At 63.2% G+C, this 18,862-nt stretch carries 12 protein-coding genes and 1 pseudogene; 5 read left to right on the forward strand and 8 right to left on the reverse strand.

All coding sequences use genetic code 11. The annotated features are described in order from the left end of the window. Nucleotides 1-42: 42 nt before the first annotated feature. The gene (gene trxC, locus AC3RCP_RS03630) at nt 43-477 is read right to left on the reverse strand and encodes a thioredoxin TrxC (protein ID WP_007926827.1); all 435 of its coding nucleotides are present in this window, start codon (nt 475-477) and stop codon (nt 43-45) included. A gap of 237 nt (nt 478-714) precedes the next feature. Between trxC and AC3RCP_RS03635 the strand changes: the two genes are divergently transcribed. Both AC3RCP_RS03635 and AC3RCP_RS03640 read left to right on the forward strand, forming a co-directional pair. Continuing rightward, nucleotides 715-1,011: a type II toxin-antitoxin system HigB family toxin gene (locus tag AC3RCP_RS03635; RefSeq protein WP_097134270.1), complete on the forward strand. Its 297-nt coding sequence runs from the start codon at nt 715-717 to the stop codon at nt 1,009-1,011. Continuing rightward, the gene (locus AC3RCP_RS03640; RefSeq protein ID WP_097134271.1) at nt 1,008-1,409 is read left to right on the forward strand and encodes a helix-turn-helix domain-containing protein; all 402 of its coding nucleotides are present in this window, start codon (nt 1,008-1,010) and stop codon (nt 1,407-1,409) included. Before AC3RCP_RS03635 ends, AC3RCP_RS03640 begins: the two co-directional genes overlap by 4 nt. 3 nt (nt 1,410-1,412) lie before the next feature. Here AC3RCP_RS03640 and selO read toward each other — a convergent pair whose 3' ends face one another. The 5 genes and pseudogenes from selO to AC3RCP_RS03665 all read right to left on the reverse strand — a co-directional run. Then, nucleotides 1,413-2,876, reverse strand: coding sequence for a protein adenylyltransferase SelO (gene selO / locus AC3RCP_RS03645; protein ID WP_492571399.1), 1,464 nt, complete (start codon nt 2,874-2,876; stop codon nt 1,413-1,415). A 48-nt stretch (nt 2,877-2,924) separates the two neighbouring features. Further along, nucleotides 2,925-6,275, reverse strand: coding sequence for a mechanosensitive channel MscK (gene mscK, locus AC3RCP_RS03650; protein WP_492571400.1), 3,351 nt, complete (start codon nt 6,273-6,275; stop codon nt 2,925-2,927). A 35-nt stretch (nt 6,276-6,310) separates the two neighbouring features. Then, on the reverse strand, nt 6,311-8,053 hold the full coding sequence (locus AC3RCP_RS03655) for a potassium/proton antiporter (RefSeq protein WP_007926822.1): 1,743 nt from the start codon (nt 8,051-8,053) through the stop codon (nt 6,311-6,313). Nucleotides 8,054-8,264: 211 nt separating this feature from the next. Then, entirely contained in the window at nt 8,265-9,137 is an 873-nt protein-coding gene (locus tag AC3RCP_RS03660) for a methyl-accepting chemotaxis protein (protein WP_370686810.1), read from the reverse strand. Further along, a pseudogene (locus AC3RCP_RS03665) lies at nt 9,120-9,890 on the reverse strand (MCP four helix bundle domain-containing protein); the annotation flags it as partial. The pseudogene AC3RCP_RS03665 and the gene AC3RCP_RS03660, both read right to left, overlap by 18 nt. Nucleotides 9,891-10,170: 280 nt before the next feature. Here AC3RCP_RS03665 and AC3RCP_RS03670 point away from each other — a divergent pair. Next, nucleotides 10,171-10,401, forward strand: a complete 231-nt coding sequence (locus tag AC3RCP_RS03670; protein ID WP_007926810.1) for a hypothetical protein — start codon at nt 10,171-10,173, stop codon at nt 10,399-10,401. After that, on the forward strand, nt 10,398-10,700 hold the full coding sequence (locus AC3RCP_RS03675) for a cell division protein ZapA (RefSeq protein ID WP_009041856.1): 303 nt from the start codon (nt 10,398-10,400) through the stop codon (nt 10,698-10,700). The genes AC3RCP_RS03670 and AC3RCP_RS03675 overlap by 4 nt, the downstream gene beginning before the upstream one ends. Nucleotides 10,701-10,801: 101 nt before the next feature. On the opposite strand, the gene AC3RCP_RS03680 is transcribed toward AC3RCP_RS03675, so the two are convergent. After that, nucleotides 10,802-12,604 (reverse strand): acyl-CoA dehydrogenase, encoded by a 1,803-nt coding sequence (locus tag AC3RCP_RS03680; RefSeq protein ID WP_101336644.1) that lies wholly within the window; start codon nt 12,602-12,604, stop codon nt 10,802-10,804. A 276-nt stretch (nt 12,605-12,880) separates the two neighbouring features. Then, nucleotides 12,881-16,834, reverse strand: a complete 3,954-nt coding sequence (putA, locus tag AC3RCP_RS03685) for a trifunctional transcriptional regulator/proline dehydrogenase/L-glutamate gamma-semialdehyde dehydrogenase (RefSeq protein WP_492571401.1) — start codon at nt 16,832-16,834, stop codon at nt 12,881-12,883. Nucleotides 16,835-17,295: 461 nt separating this feature from the next. On the opposite strand from putA, the gene putP reads away from it, so the two are divergent. Next, complete coding sequence (gene putP / locus AC3RCP_RS03690; RefSeq protein WP_009041859.1) at nt 17,296-18,780, forward strand: sodium/proline symporter PutP; 1,485 nt, start codon at nt 17,296-17,298, stop codon at nt 18,778-18,780. The last annotated feature ends 82 nt before the right edge of the window (nt 18,781-18,862 follow it).

Raw genomic sequence — 18,862 nt, forward strand, 5'->3', positions numbered from 1 at the left:
GGCAAGCCTCGCTCCTACAGTTCAAGGCGATTTCGATAGCGGTCAGATGCCCTGGCTACGCAGCCAGCTCATCAGCTGCGGTAACGGGAAGGCGCCACTCTGGCGTGCCACTTCCCGTCCGTTCTTGAACAGAATCAGGCTCGGAATCGAGCGAATTCCCAACTGCGCCGACAATTGCTGGTTGGCCTCGCTGTCGAGCTTGGCCAGCCGGCACTTGCCTGCCAATTGCGCCGCCGCCTGCTCGAACACCGGCGCGAAGGATTTGCACGGCCCGCACCAATCCGCCCAGACATCCACCAGCAACGGCAGGTCGCCCTTGATCTGGCTGGCGTAGTCGCCTTGTTTCAGTTCGAAAGGCTGGTTCAGCAACACCTGGCCTTTGCAGCGCCCGCATTTGGGCTGATCGCCCAGGCGCTCGGCGGGGATGCGGTTGAGGCCGTTGCAGTGAGGGCAGGGGATTAGCAGTGGATCGGACATGAGGGGGGCTCCAGGAAAGTGGGCGATGGGCATGATCTGGAGTCTGGCGCGGGGTTTATCAAGCGAGGGGCGAGTCTGTTGCATTCCTTCATACATCTTTGAGCTGCGTGGCGGCTGGCGAATCTAGGCTGAAACGGAGCCGCGGGTTTATGCCGTTGGTCTGTTCAGGCGCATAGCAACTTGCTATGGCACGCTTCCGACACTACCGTCTATAGCAATATGCGATAGGGACATTGCATGCATATCATCACCGCCAAACGAATCTGGGAGGCCAAGAGCCGCTGGCCACAATCGGCCAATGCGCTGGAAACCTGGTACAGAAAAGCCAAAAGCCTCAATCCGGCCGATTTTGCAGCCATCAAGGCGGTATTTCCGGCCACCGACAAAGTGGGGGCGTTTCACGTCTTCGATATTGGTGGCAACAAGTTACGAATCATCGCCGTGGTGCGTTATGAAGTACGACGTCTCTATATCAGGCACGTGCTGGACCATCACGAATACGACAAAGGCAGGTGGAAGGAGGAGACCAGATGAACGTTCTGGTGAAGCAGGCGGCGGATCATTGGCATTTCGTGGCGCCTGTGTTGCGTAAACCCAAGACCGAAGCCGATTACGATGCATTGGTCGCGGCGCTGGATGAACTGCTGGATCTCATGGGAGAGGACGAGAACCATCCAGTGACTTCGCTGGTGGACATCATCGGCGACTGGATCGAAGCCTACGACGAAGAGCATCGACCGATGCCGATAGCCAGTGGTGTTGACGTCTTGCGCTCCCTGATGCACGAACACGGCCTGACCCAGAGCGATCTGCCAGGCGTGGGTGCACAGTCGGTGGTTTCGGAAGTATTGAGCGGCAAGCGCCAGCTCAACCTGCGGCAGATCCGCTGGCTGGCCGAGCGCTTCGGTGTTTCGGCCGAGGTCTTTATCTGAGGGTCAGGACGAGCAACTGATTTCCAGGTGCTTGCCCCATTCGGGCGGTCGTTCGGCGTAGCTGTCCATGCCGGCCTGTTGTTCGAACGGCTTGCTCAGCACCGCGTGCAGGCGGCGCACCTCGGAGTAGTCCCCTTGTTCGGCGGCGTCGATAGCCTTCTGTGCCAGGTAATTGCGCAGGATGTACAGCGGGTTGACCGCGTGCATGCGTTCCCGGCGCAGCTCCTGACCCTGGATCGGATCACGGGCGACCCGGGCCTTGTACAGATCGGCCCAGGCATCGAAGCCCTGGCGGTCGACGAAGTCGTCGCGCAGCCGGGCCAGGGCCAGTTCCGCCGGCTCATCCCCCAGGCGACGGAAGAACAGGCTGTAGTCCACGCCGCTACCCTGCATCAGTTGCAGCAGCCGTTCCACCAGCTTCTGATCCTCGTCTTCGGCGCTGGTCAGGCCGAGGCGGCGGCGCATCAGGTCCAGGTAATGGGCCTGGAACAGCGGCAGGAACAGGCCGAGGGTTTCCCGCAGGGCCTCGACACTGATGAAGGGCGTCAGCGCCTGGGCCAGGGCGCTGAGGTTCCACTGGCCGATTGGCACCTGGTTGCTGAACGAGTAGCGCCCCTGGTCATCGGAATGGTTGCAGATGAAATGCGCATCGAAATCGTCGAGGAAGGCGAACGGCCCGAAGTCGAAGGTCACGCCGAGAATCGACATGTTGTCGGTGTTCATCACCCCGTGGCAGAAACCGTAGGCCTGCCACTTGGCGATCAGTTCGGCATTGCGCTCGACCACTTCGCGGAACATCGCCAGGTAGGGTTCGGGCTGCTCCAGGCACTCGGGAAAGTGCATCGCCAGCACGTGCTCGCCCAGCTGTTTCTGCTGCTCGGGGCGTTTTGTGTAATAGAAGTATTCGAAGTGGCCGAAGCGGACATGGCTGGGCGACATGCGCAGCAGCATCGCCGCGCGTTCCTGTTTCTCACGCCAGACCGGGGTGTCGGAGCCGATCACGCACAGCGCCCGGGTGGTTGGAATACCCAGGGCGTGCAGCGCCTCGGAAGCCAGGAACTCGCGGATCGATGAACGCAGTACGGCGCGGCCATCGCCCATGCGCGAGTAGGGGGTCTGGCCGGCGCCCTTGAGGTGCAGGTCCCAGTGCTCGCCGGCGGCGTTGTACACCTCGCCCAGCAGCAAGCCGCGACCATCGCCCAACTGAGGGTTGTAGGAGCCGAACTGATGCCCGGAATAGACCATCGCCCGGGGTTCCGCTTCAGCCCACAGCTTGTGCCCGCCGAACAGTTCGGCGAACACCGGGCTTTCGGCAGCACCGGGGTCCAGGTCCAGCAGCGCCATGGCCGCCGGGCTGGCCACCACCAGGCGTGGGCGGTCGATCGGCTCGGGCAGCACATGGGTTGAGAACGCATCGCCCAGGCGGGCGAAGCGATTGTCGAAGGTCAGTTCGTCGAGGGCTTTCAACGGCCATCTCCAGCAGAATGTCCGAGCATTCTGCTAGGGATAGCGTCCTTAGTCGAGCCTGCTGGGAGGCGGTTCCTGCAGCGGTTTGCCGTCGGGCAGCGGGACAATGGTCTTGGTCTCCGGCTCGATGGGCACCATCTTGTATTCCTGGCCATGGAGGTTCTTCAGGTAGACCTCCATCTGGCGGAACGAGATGTTGATGTGCTGCTTCTTGAACTCGCGGTTGATGAAGCGGTTGACCTCGTCGAGCACCGGGTTGCGGTCCCCCAGCTCGCGCACGTGCATGCGCAATTCGTGGTCCAGGGTGCTTTCGCCGAAGTTGAGGAAGTACACATGGGGCTCGGGCTCTTTCAGGACCCGCGGGTTATCGCGGGCCGCCTTGAGCAGCAGTTCCTTGACCAGGTCCAGGTCCGAGCCGTAGTCGACGCCGAGCTTGAGGGTCACCCGGGTGACGGTGTCGGTCAGCGACCAGTTGATCAGTTGCCCGGTGATGAAGGTCTGGTTCGGGACAATGATGTCCTTGCGATCGAAGTCGGTGATGGTGGTGGCGCGGATGCGGATCCTGCTCACCGTGCCCGACAGATTGCCGATGGTGATGGTGTCGCCGATGCGTACCGGCCGCTCGAACAGGATGATGATGCCGGAGATGAAGTTGGCGAAGATCGCCTGCATGCCGAAGCCCAGGCCCACCGACAGCGCAGCCACCAGCCACTGTAACTTGTCCCAGCTGACGCCGAGGGTCGACAGGGTCGAGACGAAGCCGACGCCGGCAATCACATAGGACAGCAGCGTGGTGGTCGCGTAGGCGCTGCCCTGGGCCAGGTTCAGCCTGGACAGCACCAGCACCTCCAGCAGCCCCGGCAGGTTGCGCGCCAGGGCGAAGGTGATGCCGACGATGATCAGCGCGCCGAGCATGTCGCCGATGCTGATGGGCACCATGCTCATGTTGGCGCCGGTGCCGCTGGTGTATTCGTAGAGGGTGATGTTGTCCAGGTAGGAGAACACGCTGATCAGGTCCGACCAGACCCAGTACAGCCCGGCCATGAAACCACCGAGCAGGGCCAGGCGGATCAGGCGCAGGGATTGTTCGTTGACCTTCTCGATGTCCAGGGTCGGCTCTTCGACCACTGCTTCGCCGTCGCCGCTTTCCTTGGCGGCCTGGCGTTTGGTCAGGGCCCGCTGGTAGGCCAGGCGCCGGGCGGCGACGCCCAGTCCGCGGACGAAAGTGGCTTCGATCACCAGCCAGAACATCAGCAGGTACAGGGTATTGATCAGGCGGTCGCTGAGCTTCAGCGCGGTGTAGTAGTAGCCGAAGCACACGGCGATGAACAAGGCGATCGGCAGCGCGGTGAACAGCACCGCCACCGCCTTGCGGAACAGCGAGGCGTTCTGGTGCGTCGGGCTGCTCAGCAGCAGGCGGCTGAGCAGCCAGGCCATCAGGGCGTAGCAGGTCAGGACCACGGCGATGCCGAGTACGTCATCGGCCAGTGCCGCCGGTTGATGTTCGGCCACGGCGACCACGGCCACCAGGGCCATGACCACCAGCCCGAGGCGGCGGATCCAGCCCTGGAGGAATTCGACCTGGGGCTTTTCCCAGCGAAAGTGCAGTTCCGCCACGCCGCCGGGGGCGAGGATCCGGTAGGCGGTATAGAACACCAGCCAGGCCTGGGCCATCTGCAACAGCGCCGCGCCGAGGTTGGCATTCTGTCCGCGGGCGTCGATCTGCAAGGCCAGGCCGCACAGCGCCAGGCCGAGGGCGACCGGCATCGCCAGCAGGATGTTGACCAGGATCGCCTGCGGCGTGTGCCATTGGCTGTCGCGCTTGAAGTGACCGATGTCCTTGTGAACCTTGGTCAGGCGCTGGTACAGGTTCTTGCGCCGCCACAGCAGGGCCGCGATCAGGAGCAGCAATGGCAGGAACAGCAGCGGCCGTTGCGCCAGGCCGTCGGCCAGCTCGCTCAGGCTGGACGACCAGGGCAGGGTGGTGACCTGTTTTTCCAGGCGCAGCGGCACAGCTTGCAGCCATTCGCCGTCCAGCGGCTTGTTGCTGGGAATCCAGAACATCTGTTCGTCGAGGGTCGCGCGCAGGCTTTGCGAGGTGCTCAGCAGCTGCTTCTGATTGAGCTGCAGGGTGATGGATTCGTTGAGCAGGGCGCTCAGCTCGCGGCTCAGGCGTTCCAGCAGGTCGGCACGGGTGATGGCCAGGTCCAGCAGGGTTTTGCGCAGCTGCGGGGTGATTTGCTCGGACGGCTGGGTCGCCAGCAGGTTGTTGACATAGCTGCTGGGGCTGCTGATCAGTTCGCGTTGCTGGTTGACCTCGAACTGATACAGGCGGATGTCGGCGATCTGGTCCGCCAGGTCGCGGTCGAGCCGCAGGTGCGGCAGCGCCTGCTTCTGTTTATAGAGGATCTTCGACAGCAGCAGGCTGCCCTTGAGCACGCTGATCTGCTCGTCCAGCGCGGCATCGCTCTGGGTCACGCTGTCGAGTTGCTGCTTGGTCTGCAGGTTCTGCTGGGTCAGCTCATTGAGGCGGTCGGTGCTTTTGAGCAGATAGTCGGAGAGCTTCAGGTTGGCCGCGCTTTCGGTGGCCAGGAGGCTGCTGCTGCCGGCCTTTTGCGCTTCGATCGATTGCTGGGTGACGGTTTCCTGGGACTGGGCCAGGCGCTTCTGGTTGATCAGGGTCTGCAGGTCCTGGATTTCCTGCTCCAGGCGCGCGGTCTTTTCCATCAGCAGGTCGTGCTGGCTGTTGCCCAGGTCCTGCAGCTGGCTGTTGCCGGCCAGCTCCTGGCGGCGCAACGGGATCAGCGCGTTGATCGCCGCCAGTTCGGCATTGAGCTGATTGCGCTGGTCGGCGTTGATCGGCTTGCCGGAGTCCTTGCCGTTCTTGAGGATCGTATTGATCTGCTGGGTGCGGGTCTGGCTGCTGCTGATCTCGGCCTGGGCGCGTTCGGGGCGGGTCTGCGCGGTAATGGCCAGGCTGTTGGCCTCGGCCAGGGCTTTCTGCATGTCGCCCTGCTGGGTGGTGCGTTCGGTCAGCAGTTGTTCGAGCTGCGACACCGGCAGGTTGGCGTAGCGCTGGGCCACCGGCACCACCTTGGTGGCTTTCAGGCGGGTCAGCTCGCGCTGGTTTTCGCTGGTCTGGCGCGGGGCATTGCTCAGCTGCTGCTTGAGATCGTTCAGGCGCTGTTCGTAATCCTGCTTGTTCGACAGCAGGGTCAGCGTCTGTTGCAGCACCGCTTGCAGGGCCTTTTGATCGGCCTCCGGCAATTTGCGCTCGGCGATTTTATCCAGGCTCTGCTGGACGGACTCGGCACTGGGCGGCTCGGCCGCTTGCAGTGGGCCGACAGAAAGGCTCAGGCCCAGCAGGGCAATGGCGAAAAGGGTACGCAGGGTTGGCATAGAGACCGGTCAAGCTGGATGAGAAGTTAGGCAGTTTAGAGGAAGAGTCCGGGGCCCGGGCGACTTCCTTCGGGGAATCTGACGCCCACTTTGCTGATCTTGTTCCCCTCCATCACGGCAACCGTCCAGATGGTGTTGTTCCATTCCACCTGGTCGCCGACCACTGGAGCACCCCCCACTTTCTGGGTGATGAAGCGGCTCAGTGGCATGTCCGGATCGAGCCCTTCGAGCTTGAGTCCGTACAGCGCCGAAACCGCGCCCAGCTGGGCGTCGCCTTCGAGAACGAAGTCGCCGAAGAAGCGCAGATCGAGGCCCCGTTGCGGCGCCTGGCTGAAGAGTTTTCCAAGGGCCGGCAGGTTGTGTTCATGGCCGATGACGCAGAGCAAATCATCGGCTTCCAGCACCGTACTACCCGACGGATGGAGCAGTTGCTGGTGACGAAACAGGGCGGCGATACGGGTGCCTTCGGGCATTTTCAGCTCGCGCAACGCCGCGCCGATGCACCATTTTTCCGCGCCGAGGCGGTAGACGAACAGCTCCCATTCGCTGGTGACATGCACCTCCAGGGCGGCGCGGGAGATCGGCGCCGGCTCCGGTGGCACCGTGACTTTCAGCAACTTGGCGACCCACGGCAGACTGGTGCCTTGCACCAGCAGGGACACCAGCACGATAAAGAAGGCCAGGTTGAAGTACAGCTGGGCCTCGGGCAGCCCGGCCATCAACGGGAACACTGCGAGAATGATCGGTACCGCGCCACGCAGGCCGACCCAGGAAATAAAGGCTTTCTCGCGGCCGTGGAAGGCCTTGAACGGCAACAGGCCGACCATCACCGACAGCGGACGGGCGAACAGGATCATCCACAGCGCCAGGCCCAGCGCCGGCAGGGCGATGGGCAACAGGTCGTGGGGCGTGACCAGCAGGCCCAGCACCAGGAACATGCCGATCTGCGACAGCCAGGCCATGCCGTCGAGCATATGCAGGATGCCGTGGCGGCTGCGCACCGGGCGGTTGCCGATCACCAGGCCGCACAGGTACACCGCGAGGAAGCCGCTGCCGTGCAGGGCGTTGGTCAGGGCGAAGACCACCAGGCCGCCGGCGATCACCAGGATCGGGTACAGGCCGGTGGCCAGGTTGATGCGGTTCACCAGTTGCAGCATCAGCCAGCCGCCGCTCAGGCCGATCAGGCCGCCGATGCCGAACTCGCGCAGCAGATGCCCCAACAGGCTCCAGTGCAGGCCGGTCTGGCCGCTGGCGAGCATGTCGATCAGGGTCACGGTGAGGAACACCGCCATCGGATCGTTACTGCCCGACTCGATCTCCAGGCTGGCGGTGACCCGTTCGTTCAGGCCCTTGCCGCCCAGCAGCGAGAACACCGCCGCGGCGTCGGTGGAGCCGACGATGGCGCCGATCAGCAGGCCCTGGATCAGGTTCAGGTCGAACAGCCAGGCGGCCGCCATGCCGGTCAGGCCGGTGGTGATCATCACGCCGACGGTGGCCAGCGACAAGGCGGGCCACAACGCCACACGGAAGCTCGAGACCCGGGTGCGCAGGCCGCCGTCGAGGAGGATCACCGCGAGTGCGAGGTTACCCACCAGGTAAGCCGTCGGATAGTTGTTGAAGATGATGCCGCCACCGTCGACGCCGGCGGCCATGCCCACGGCCAGGATGATCACCAGGATCGGGATGCCGAGGCGGGACGAAAGGGAACTCACCAGAATGCTCGCACCTACCAGCAACGCGCCGATCAAGAACAGGCTGTTGATGGTCGTCGCATTCAAAGGCAGTACTCCAGAAGCAGAAAGGCGGGCACAAACTGACCATGCAGTCTGCGTGCCAGCGATTCTAACCTGTTGAAATACGATGCTGTCAAAAAGCTTTTGCGCCTGTTTACAGGCGGCGGAAAAGCGTCGCCTGGCGCCGGCCACCGACGGACTTCATGGCGTTCCGCAGTGGCTGGCGCAGGTGGCGATCAGCGCGATTGGCCGGGCATTACAGGGTGAATCGCGCCACCATGCCGTTCAGGTCCACGGCCAGGCGTGACAGCTCGTGGCTGGCATCGCTGGTCTGGTTGGCGCCGGTGGCCGATTGCACCGACAGGTCGCGGATGTTCACCAGGTTGCGGTCCACTTCGCGGGCCACCAGGGCCTGTTCCTCGGCGGCGCTGGCGATGACCAGGTTGCGCTCGTTGATTTCGTTGACCGCGGTGTTGATGGTGTCCAGGGCACCGCCGGCGCCGCGGGCGATGCTCAGGGTCGAGTCGGCGCGCTCGGTGCTGGTGCGCATCGACTCGACGGCATGCTCGGTGCCGCTCTGGATGCTGCCGATCATGCGCTCGATTTCGCTGGTGGACTGCTGGGTGCGGTGGGCCAGGGCACGTACTTCATCGGCGACCACGGCGAACCCGCGTCCGGCATCGCCGGCCCGGGCGGCTTCTATCGCGGCGTTCAAGGCCAGCAGGTTGGTCTGGTCGGCCAGGCCGCGGATCACGTCCAGCACCTTGCCGATGTCGCGCGATTCCTCGGCCAGTTCGCTGATCCTGTTGGCCGAACTCTGCACTTCGCTGCTCATCAGCTCTATGGCGCTGACGGTCTCGCGCACCAGGTTGCGGCCTTCGCTGGCCGACTGGGTGGCGTCGTTCGAGGCCTCGGCGGTGCTCACGGCGTTGCGCGCGACTTCTTCGACGGCGCAGGTCATCTCGTTCACGGCGGTGGCGGCCTGTTCGATTTCGTTGTTCTGCTGGGTCAGGCCGCGGGCACTTTCGTCGGTGACGCTATTCAGTTCTTCCGCGGCGGAAGCCAACTGGCTGGCGGAGCCGGAAATATGCAACAAGGTCTGACGCAGTTTTTCCTGCATGCTCGCCATGGCCTGCAGCAGGCGTCCGGGTTCGTCGCGCCCGTTGACCCGGATGCTTTGGGTGAGGTCGCCTTCGGCGATGTGTTCCGCGGCATGCAAGGCGCTGGCGATGGGTTGGGTAATGCTGCGGGTCAGCAACCAGGCAAACACCACGGTCAGGGTGGTGGACAGAACCAGCAGGGCGACTACCAGGTTGAATGCCGAAGCGTATTCCTCGGCGGCCTGCTCGTTGGCGTCCTTGGAGCGCTGGCTGTTGATCTGTACCAGCAGGTTCAGAACCTTGTTGATCTGCTGCGAGTTCTTCATCAACTCGTTGTTCAGCACCTCTTGCAGCTCACCCAGCTGGTTGTTGCGCGACAGCTCTTTGATGCGCTCTTCGAGCTTGCGGTATTCGGCCAGCAGCTTGAGGTAGTGGTCGTAGGCCTCGCTTTCCTCCGGGCTGCTGACCAGCTTTTCATAGGTGGTGCGGATTTTTTCGATCTGCTGGTTGCCGAGTTCGAGCGACTCGCGGGTCTTGGCCTGGACCTCGGGACCGCGGTTGATCACCAGGCGATAGGACAGCACTTGCAGGCGCAGCATCTGCTGGGTGAACTCATCGATGCTCTGGATGCTGGGCATGTTGTCGGTGGAAATGGTGACGGTCGCCGCGCGAATCTTGCTCATCTGGTTCAGGGCGAAGATGCCCAGGAACAGCATCAGGCAGCCGATGAATGCAAAGCCGAGAAATGCCCTCGGTGCAATGTTCATGTTGCGAAGAGACATGGGGATCTACCTCGAGAATGCGCAATCCATGCCGCGGTGGTTGATAGGGCTCCCCAGACCTATCGCGCGGAAAAATGGATTCTTGAAGCAGGAGCGAGAGTTTCAGAAAGATCTGATGAGCGACGAAGTGTCAGGAACCAGATGGGGGAATGACAGTCTTTAAAGTTCGCAGGCAAGGTCACCCGCCAGGCAAATCAAGGCGTTGCGCCGGGAAAATCTGGCATCCGGGGTGACTTTTCTTTATCGTACGCGCCCTTTGAAAAATGCTCGGAAAATCAAAATGTTGGAAGCATCCCTAAGCCAATTGGAACAGCTTGTCAGTGATCTGGTGCAACAGAACCAGGAACTGTCGGGCACGAACGAAACCCTCAAGGCAGAACTGGCCCAGGCCAAGGATGAGAACGAAAGCCTGCAACTGAGCCTGATGGAACAGGAAGAGAAACAAGGCGCCACCGCGGCCCGCATCCAGGCCTTGGTCGAGCGCGTCAGCGCCGGTCCTGTCAGCGCATGAGGCAGGGTGCCGACGGGGTAAAAGTCGTCTCGATTCTCGGCGAGGACTACTCGATCAAGGCGCCGGCCGGGGAAGAGCAGACCCTGCTGGACGCCGCATTGATGTTGAAGGCCACCCTGGCCGAGACCAAGAAGAAATACCCGACGCTGATCGGTGACCGCTTGCTGGTGCTGGCGGCGATGAACCTGTGCTCCCAGCAGCTCGAGATGCAAAAGCGTCATCAGCAGGAGCTCGACCGTTACCAAGAGCAAGTCAGCGCCACGGTCGAAGTGATCTCCAAGACCATCAGCCAGAACTGATGGGTTTACCCACAACCTGCAACGCCGTTGCGGTTGTGTCGGACTGATTGTTTTCGCGAGCAGCCGGGCGGCGCTCGATTGCTCGCGATGCTTTTAGCGCTTCAGAACCACTCGTCCTGCATGCCCAGGCAGGTATCGTCCCGCGCTTCCAGCAAGGCCAGTTCGTGATGACAGGCCGGCACTTCCCAGGTCAGGAAGTAACGCGCCGCCTGCAGCTTGCCCTTGTAGAAACCCACATCCGCCGGGTTGCCCTTGGCCAGGCCTTCCTGCGCGCGAATCGCCTGTTCCAGCCAGCGCCAGCCGATCACCGCATGACCGAAGGCTTTCAGGTACAGCGCCGAGTTGGCCAGGCTGCTGTTGACCTTGCCCTGGGCCAGGTCGCTGAGCAGGCCCAGGGTCACGCTTTGCAGGCGCGCCACCAGTTTTTCCAGCGGTTGGCGCAGCGCCGTCAGGGCGTCGTGGGCCCGGGCCCGCTCGCTGGTATCGGCGATCAGGCGGATCAGTTGTTTCAGGCCCGCACCGCCGTTCTGCGCCAGCTTGCGCCCCAGGAGGTCCAGTGACTGGATGCCGTGGGTGCCTTCATGGATCGGGTTCAGGCGGTTGTCGCGGTAATACTGTTCCACCGGGTATTCGCGGGTGTAGCCGTGGCCGCCGAGGATCTGGATCGCCAGTTCGTTGGCCTTCAGGCAGAACTCCGAGGGCCAGGATTTGACGATGGGCGTCAGCAGGTCCAGCAGTTCGTGGGCTTGCTTGCGCTGGTCTTCACTGGCCAGGGTGGTGGTGTCGTCGAACAGCCGCGCGGCGTACAGACCGAGGTCGAAAGCGCCTTCGACATAGGCCTTCTGGGTCAGCAGCATGCGCTTGACGTCGGCGTGCTGGACGATCGACACCGGCGCGGTAGTCGGGTCCTTGCTGTCCGGCAGGCGACCTTGCGGGCGTTCGCGGGCGTATTCCAGGGAGTACAGGTAGCCGGCGTAGCCGAGCATCACCGCGCCCATGCCGACGCCGATCCGCGCCTCGTTCATCATCTGGAACATGTAGCTCAGGCCGTGGTGCGGCTTGCCCACCAGATAGCCGACACACCCCCCGTTATCGCCGAAGTTCAGCGCCGTGGAGGTGGTGCCGCGCCAGCCCATCTTGTGGAACAGCCCGGCCAGCAACACGTCGTTGCGCTGGCCCAGGCTGCCGTCGTCGTTGACCAGGAACTTGGGCACGATGAACAGCGAGATGCCTTTCACCCCGGCCGGCGCGTCCGGCAGCTTGGCCAGCACCATATGCACGATGTTTTCCGACAGCGGGTGATCGCCGCCGGAGATGAAGATCTTGTTGCCCTTGAGCCGGTAGGTGCCGTCCGCCGCCGGTTCGGCGCGGGTGCGGATATCCGCCAGCGACGAGCCGGCATGGGGCTCGGTCAGGGCCATGGTGCCGAAGAAGCGCCCGTCGATCATCGGCTGCAGGAAGCGCCGTTTCTGCTCGTCGGTGCCGAAGCTTTCGATCAGGTTGGCCGCGCCCATGGTCAGGAAGGGGTAGGACGTGGAGGCTGCGTTGGCCGCCTGGAAGTGCGCGAAGCAGGCCTGGGACAACAGCGTCGGCAGCTGCATGCCGCCGGCCTCGAAGCTGCGTGCGGCGTTGAGGAAGCCGGCTTCGAGAAAGGCATCGACCGCGGGTTTGACTTCCGGAATCAGGATCGCCTTGCCGTCTTCATAACGTGGCTCGTTTTCGTCGCCCTTGCGGTTGTGCGGGGCAAAGAATTTCTCGGCGATGCTGCGCGCGGTGCCGAGGGCGGCGTCGAAGGTTTCCCGGTTGTGCTCGGCGAATCGCTCGCGCTGGGTCAGGCCCTCGGCATCGAGGACCTCATACAGCTCGAAAGCCAGATTGCGGGAACTGAGCAACGTCTCGGACATGGCGGCCTACCTGCTTTATAGGGAATGAGCCGAGTCTAGGCGGGTGAATAAACGCTGAACAGCAAGATTGATACGGGTGATAAAGATGCCAAACAGGCACAGCCTCTGTAGCCGCTGCCGAAGGCTGCGATAAGTCCCGCAGGGACTTCGGCGGCAATGAAATCGCTACGGCCGTTCCGGTCGATCGCAGCCTGCGGCAGCGGCTACAGGGAATTGCATCGGGCAAAAAAAGGGCGCCGGTGAGGGCGCCCTTTTTCATGCCGCGGACTATCGGCTTCAGCCGATGGTCATCAGGCTGGCGTTACCGCCGGCCGCCGCGGTGTTGACGCTCAAGGCGCGCTCGATCACCAGGCGTTCCAGGGCAATCGAGGTTTCGCCTTGCGACAGGCCGTGAACCCCAACGATGGCGCCGGCACGCTTGGCCACTTGCTGGCAGACCGCGCGCAGCTGGTCGGAATCACCGTGATGCAGGACCGCGTCGAACACCACGTCGTCCTTGGTCCAGTCGGCCACGCGCTTGATGCGCGCTTGCACCTCCGCAGGCAGGCGGGCGTAGAGCGCTTTGCCCGGTTCGCCTTCCGGCCAGACCGCCGAGCCACCCACGGCCAGGACCGCAGCCAGTTGAGTCAGCAGGTCGCCTTCGACTTCCGCCAGGCACAGCACGTGTTCGCGCGGCAGGATGGCGTAGCTGTTGCGTTCCCCGGTCGGGCCCGCCAGGACGCGGGTGACACCGCTCTGCGACTGCGCCGCGAACTGTACGCACAGGGCGCTGAGGTCCGCCAGCTTGTTGCTGTCGGCCCAGGCTTGCAGGGCGTTCAGCGGCTTGCTCATGGCATCGCGCAGGCGCACGTCCGGGGCGTTCAGGGCATCGCCACGGGCGAACGACTGCTCGATGGCGTCGGTCGGACGGGTCGACAGCAGGCGGTACAGGTACAGCGGGCCGCCGGCTTTCGGGCCAGTGCCCGACAGGCCTTCGCCGCCGAATGGCTGCACACCGACCACGGCACCGACGATGTTGCGGTTGACGTAGACGTTACCGGCGTTGACGTTGTCGATCACCTTGGCGATGGTCTCGTCGATGCGGGTGTGCACGCCGAGGGTCAGGCCGTAGCCGGAAGCGTTGATCTGCGCAATCAGCTGGTCGATGTCCTTGCGCTTGTAGCGCACCACGTGCAGCACCGGGCCGAAGATCTCCCGTTGCAGTTCGTCGAAGCTTTCCAGCTCGATCAGGGTCGGCATCACGAAGGTGCCGCGCTTGATCTCTTCGCCATCGGCGATCGCCACCTGATACACGCTGCGGCCTTTGTCGCGCATCGCCTGGATGTGTTTCTCGATGCCAGCCTTGGCTTCGGCGTCGATCACCGGGCCGATGTCCACGGACAGGCGCTCGGGGTTGCCCAGGCGACTTTCCGCCATGGCGCCCTTGAGCATTTCGATCACGCGGTCGGCAGAGTCTTCCTGCAGGCACAGTACGCGCAGGGCCGAGCAACGCTGGCCGGCGCTGTCGAAGGCCGAGGAGACGACGTCGATCACCACTTGTTCGGTCAGGGCCGAGGAGTCGACGATCATCGCGTTCTGGCCACCGGTTTCGGCGATCAGCGGGATTGGTCGGCCCTGGGCGTCCAGGCGGCCGGCGACGTTGCGTTGCAGCAGGCGCGCGACTTCGGTGGAACCGGTGAACATCACGCCTTTGACCCGATCGTCGCCGACCAGGCGGGCACCGACGGTTTCGCCACGGCCCGGCAGCAGTTGCAGCACGCCTTCCGGAATGCCGGCTTCGAGCATCAGGCGAACCGCTTGCGCGGCGACCAGTGGCGTCTGTTCGGCCGGCTTGGCCAGTACCGGGTTGCCAGCGGCCAGGGCGGCGGCGACCTGGCCGCTGAAGATCGCCAGCGGGAAGTTCCACGGGCTGATGCAGACCACCGGGCCCAGTGGGCGGTGCGCGTCGTTGCTGAAATCGTTGCGAGCCTGCACCGCGTAGTAGCGCAGGAAGTCCACGGCTTCACGCACTTCGGCGATGGCGTTGGCGAAGGTCTTGCCGGCTTCGCGGGCCAGCAGGCCCATCAGCGGCTGGATCTCGCCTTCCATCAGGTCGGCGGCGCGTTCGAGGATCGCGGCGCGCTCGGCCGGCGGCGTGGCCTGCCAGATCGGCGCGGCGTTCAGCGCGCACTGGATGGCGTTGTCGACGTCTTCGACCGTGGCTTCCTGGACATGGCCGACCACATCGCGGTGATCGGACGGGTTCAAGACCGGCGCCGGGGTTTCGCTGCTGGAAGCGCAACCGAGCATCGGCGCGGCTTTCCAGTGGTTGTGGGCAGTGGCCAGCAGGGCGCAGGACAAGGACGCCAGGCGGTGTTCGTTGGCCATGTCGATGCCGGCGGAGTTGGCGCGCTCGCTGCCGTACAGATCACGCGGCAATGGAATGCGCGGATGCGGCAGGCCGAAGCCACCTTCCAGGGTCGCCATCTGCTCGATCTGGCTGACCGGGTCGGCCACCAGTTCCTGGATGGAGATCGACTGGTCGGCGATGCGGTTGACGAACGAGGTGTTGGCGCCGTTTTCCAGCAGGCGGCGGACCAGGTAGGCCAGCAGGGTTTCATGGGTGCCGACCGGGGCGTACACGCGGCACGGACGGTTCAGCTTGCCATCGGCGACCTTGCCTACCACCTGTTCGTACAGCGGTTCGCCCATGCCGTGCAGGCACTGGAACTCGTACTGGCCCGGGTAATAGTTCTGACCGGCGATGTGGTAGATGGCCGACAGGGTGTGGGCGTTGTGGGTGGCGAACTGCGGGTAGATGACTTCCGGTACCGACAGCAGCTTGCGGGCGCAAGCGATATAGGACACGTCGGTGTACACCTTGCGGGTGTACACCGGATAGCCTTCCAGGCCTTCGACCTGGGCACGCTTGATCTCGCTGTCCCAGTAGGCGCCTTTCACCAGGCGGATCATCAGGCGGTGACGGCTGCGGCGCGCCAGGTCGATCACATAGTCGATCACATACGGGCAGCGCTTCTGGTAGGCCTGGATCACGAAGCCGATGCCGTTCCAGCCGGTCAGCTGCGGTTCGAAGCACAGGCGCTCGAGCAGATCCAGCGACAGCTCCAGGCGGTCGGCCTCTTCGGCGTCGATGTTCAGGCCGATGTCGTATTGCTTGGCCAGCAGGGTCAGCGACAGCAGGCGCGGGTACAGCTCGTCCATCACGCGCTCGTACTGGGCGCGGCTGTAGCGCGGGTGCAGGGCCGAGAGCTTGATCGAGATGCCCGGGCCTTCATAGATGCCACGGCCGTGGGACGCCTTGCCGATCGAATGGATGGCCTGCTCGTAGGACGCCAGGTATTTCTGCGCGTCGTGCTCGGTCAGTGCCGCTTCGCCGAGCATGTCGTAGGAGTAGCGGAAGCCCTTGGCTTCGAACTTGCTCGCATTGGCCAGGGCTTCGGCGATGGTTTCGCCGGTGACGAACTGCTCGCCCATCAGGCGCATGGCCATGTCGACGCCCTTGCGGATCATCGGCTCGCCGCTCTTGCCGATGATGCGGCTCAGGGACGAGGTCAGGCCGGCCTCATTGTGCGTAGACACAAGCTTGCCGGTCAGCAGCAGACCCCAGGTGGCGGCGTTGACGAACAGCGACGGGCTGTTGCCCAGGTGCGGCTGCCAGTTGCCGGTGCTGATCTTGTCGCGGATCAGCGCGTCACGGGTACCTTTGTCCGGGATGCGCAGCAGGGCTTCGGCCAGGCACATCAGGGCCACGCCTTCCTGGGACGACAGGGAGAATTCCTGCAGCAGGCCCTGGACGATACCGGCACGGCCGCCGGCGCTCTTCTGGTTGCGCAGTTTTTCGGCGATGGTCGCGGCCAGCTTGTTGGTGGCTTCGGCCATGGTGGCCGGCAGGCGCGCCTGCTCCAGCAGCATCGGCACCACTTCCGGTTCCGGGCGGCGGTAGGCGGCGGTGATCGAGGCGCGCAGCACCGATTGCGGCAGGATGCTTTCGGCGAATTCGAGGAAGCACTGGTGAGCGTGGTCGGTCTGCACTTCGCCAGCGTCATCGCCGTCGGTGCGGGTCGAACCGCTCAGCTCGGTCAGGGTTGCACCACCCTCGAGTTTTTCCAGGTAATTGAAAATTGCCTGCTTGATCAGCCAGTGCGGCGTGCGATCGATCGAGGTTGCGGCAGCCTTCAGGCGTTCGCGGGTCGGGTCGTCGAGTTTGACCCCAAGGGTGGTGGTAGCCATATTTTTATCCTCATGTTTACCACGGTTGCGTGGCATCAGCTGGCGGCAAGATTAGCCGTGAGCCGAGAGAGGTGCAACCGGGTGCAACCTGTTTTTTATCGGAATAATAGGCAGCTCATCAGGAATTAATTTCCGGTCCCTGGGCGGCGCTTCCGCTTGGTGCTTTTAATTCTGTCGCGATGGGTTTTTGCTCCAAAAAGGAGCAAAAACGGGGCGTTCGCCGGAAAAATCGCTTGGGTGCAACTTATTCTCGCGAAACAGGTTGCACCTTCTTTGAATTGTTGAATAGCATTCGCGCCCAAGGTGCAACCGGCCCTCGCGACCGGTTCATCGGCTGGTGGCTTTCCTGGGGAAACATCAGTCATAAATGCGCGGAGTACCCAGTCGTCTCTCAAACGTAGCCGTTTGAGAGCGGTGGTGCTGACCGCCGCTACATAAAAACAAAGCCAGGGCGTAACTCAATGAGTGCAAGCAATCCAACCTTGATCACGTTCGTGATCTACATCGCAGCTATGGTGCTGATCGGCTTCATGGCCTATCGCTCTACCAACAACCTTTCTGACTACATCCTCGGTGGCCGCAGCCTGGGTAGCGTGGTGACTGCGCTTTCCGCCGGTGCTTCCGACATGAGCGGCTGGTTGCTGATGGGCCTGCCGGGCGCCATCTACATGTCCGGCCTGTCCGAGAGCTGGATCGCCATCGGTCTGATCGTCGGTGCCTACCTGAACTGGCTGTTCGTCGCCGGTCGTCTGCGAGTACAAACCGAACACAACGGCGATGCATTGACGCTGCCGGACTATTTCTCCAGCCGCTTCGAGGACAAGAGCGGGCTGCTGCGGATCATCTCCGCGATCGTGATCCTGGTGTTCTTCACCATTTACTGCGCTTCCGGCATCGTCGCCGGTGCCCGTCTGTTCGAAAGCACCTTCGGCATGCCTTACGAGACCGCCCTGTGGGCCGGTGCTGCGGCGACCATCGCCTACACCTTCGTTGGTGGTTTCCTGGCAGTGAGCTGGACCGACACCGTACAAGCCACCCTGATGATCTTCGCCCTGCTGCTGACGCCGATCATCGTGCTGCTGGCCACCGGTGGCGTCGACACCACCTTCCTGGCGATCGAAGCCCAGGACCCAAGCAACTTCGACATGCTGAAAAACACCACCTTCATCGGCATCATCTCGCTGATGGGCTGGGGCCTGGGCTACTTCGGCCAGCCGCATATCCTGGCACGCTTCATGGCCGCGGATTCGGTCAAGTCGATCGCCAACGCCCGTCGCATCTCCATGACCTGGATGATCCTGTGCCTGGGCGGCACCGTGGCCGTGGGCTTCTTCGGTATCGCCTACTTCTCGGCACACCCGGAAGTGGCCGGTCCCGTGACCGAGAACCACGAGCGTGTGTTCATCGAACTGGCCAAGCTGCTGTTCAACCCATGGATCGCCGGTGTGCTGCTGTCGGCCATCCTGGCGGCGGTGATGAGCACCCTGAGCTGCCAGTTGCTGGTGTGCTCCAGTGCCCTGACCGAAGACTTCTACAAAGCCTTCCTGCGTAAACATGCTTCCCAGCTGGAGCTGGTATGGGTCGGTCGCGCCATGGTGCTGCTGGTTGCCCTGGTCGCCATCGCCATGGCCGCCAACCCGGAAAACCGCGTACTGGGCCTGGTCAGCTACGCCTGGGCCGGTTTCGGCGCAGCCTTCGGTCCTGTGGTGCTGATCTCGGTACTGTGGAAAGGCATGACTCGCGACGGCGCGCTGGCCGGCATCATCGTCGGCGCCGTGACCGTGATCCTGTGGAAGCACTTCAATGTGCTGGGCCTGTACGAAATCATCCCTGGCTTCATCTTCGCCAGCCTGGCCATCCTGCTGGTGAGCAAGATGAGCGCGCCGAGCGCCGGCATGGTCCAGCGTTTCGAGGCGGCCGAGAAAGACTACAAGCTCAACCACTGATCGGGAGCCGCTGAGGCGCTAACCCTGCAGTGATTCGAAAAGCCCGCATTCCCTGGGATGCGGGCTTTTTTATGGGCGTGCC

Source organism: Pseudomonas sp. GW822-FHT05A08 (assembly GCF_058800485.1).

What these genes read in the sequence shown, in the direction of transcription:
- AC3RCP_RS03675 (WP_009041856.1), top strand. Translation starts at nt 10,398, where the DNA reads ATGAGGCAGGGTGCCGACGGGGTAAAAGTCGTCTCGATTCTCGGCGAG.
- putP (WP_009041859.1), top strand. Translation starts at nt 17,296, where the DNA reads ATGAGTGCAAGCAATCCAACCTTGATCACGTTCGTGATCTACATCGCA.
- putA (WP_492571401.1), bottom strand. Translation starts at nt 16,834, where the DNA reads ATGGCTACCACCACCCTTGGGGTCAAACTCGACGACCCGACCCGCGAA.
- mscK (WP_492571400.1), bottom strand. Translation starts at nt 6,275, where the DNA reads ATGCCAACCCTGCGTACCCTTTTCGCCATTGCCCTGCTGGGCCTGAGC.
- AC3RCP_RS03670 (WP_007926810.1), top strand. Translation starts at nt 10,171, where the DNA reads ATGTTGGAAGCATCCCTAAGCCAATTGGAACAGCTTGTCAGTGATCTG.
- AC3RCP_RS03640 (WP_097134271.1), top strand. Translation starts at nt 1,008, where the DNA reads ATGAACGTTCTGGTGAAGCAGGCGGCGGATCATTGGCATTTCGTGGCG.
- AC3RCP_RS03660 (WP_370686810.1), bottom strand. Translation starts at nt 9,137, where the DNA reads ATGGCGAGCATGCAGGAAAAACTGCGTCAGACCTTGTTGCATATTTCC.
- AC3RCP_RS03680 (WP_101336644.1), bottom strand. Translation starts at nt 12,604, where the DNA reads ATGTCCGAGACGTTGCTCAGTTCCCGCAATCTGGCTTTCGAGCTGTAT.
- trxC (WP_007926827.1), bottom strand. Translation starts at nt 477, where the DNA reads ATGTCCGATCCACTGCTAATCCCCTGCCCTCACTGCAACGGCCTCAAC.
- AC3RCP_RS03635 (WP_097134270.1), top strand. Translation starts at nt 715, where the DNA reads ATGCATATCATCACCGCCAAACGAATCTGGGAGGCCAAGAGCCGCTGG.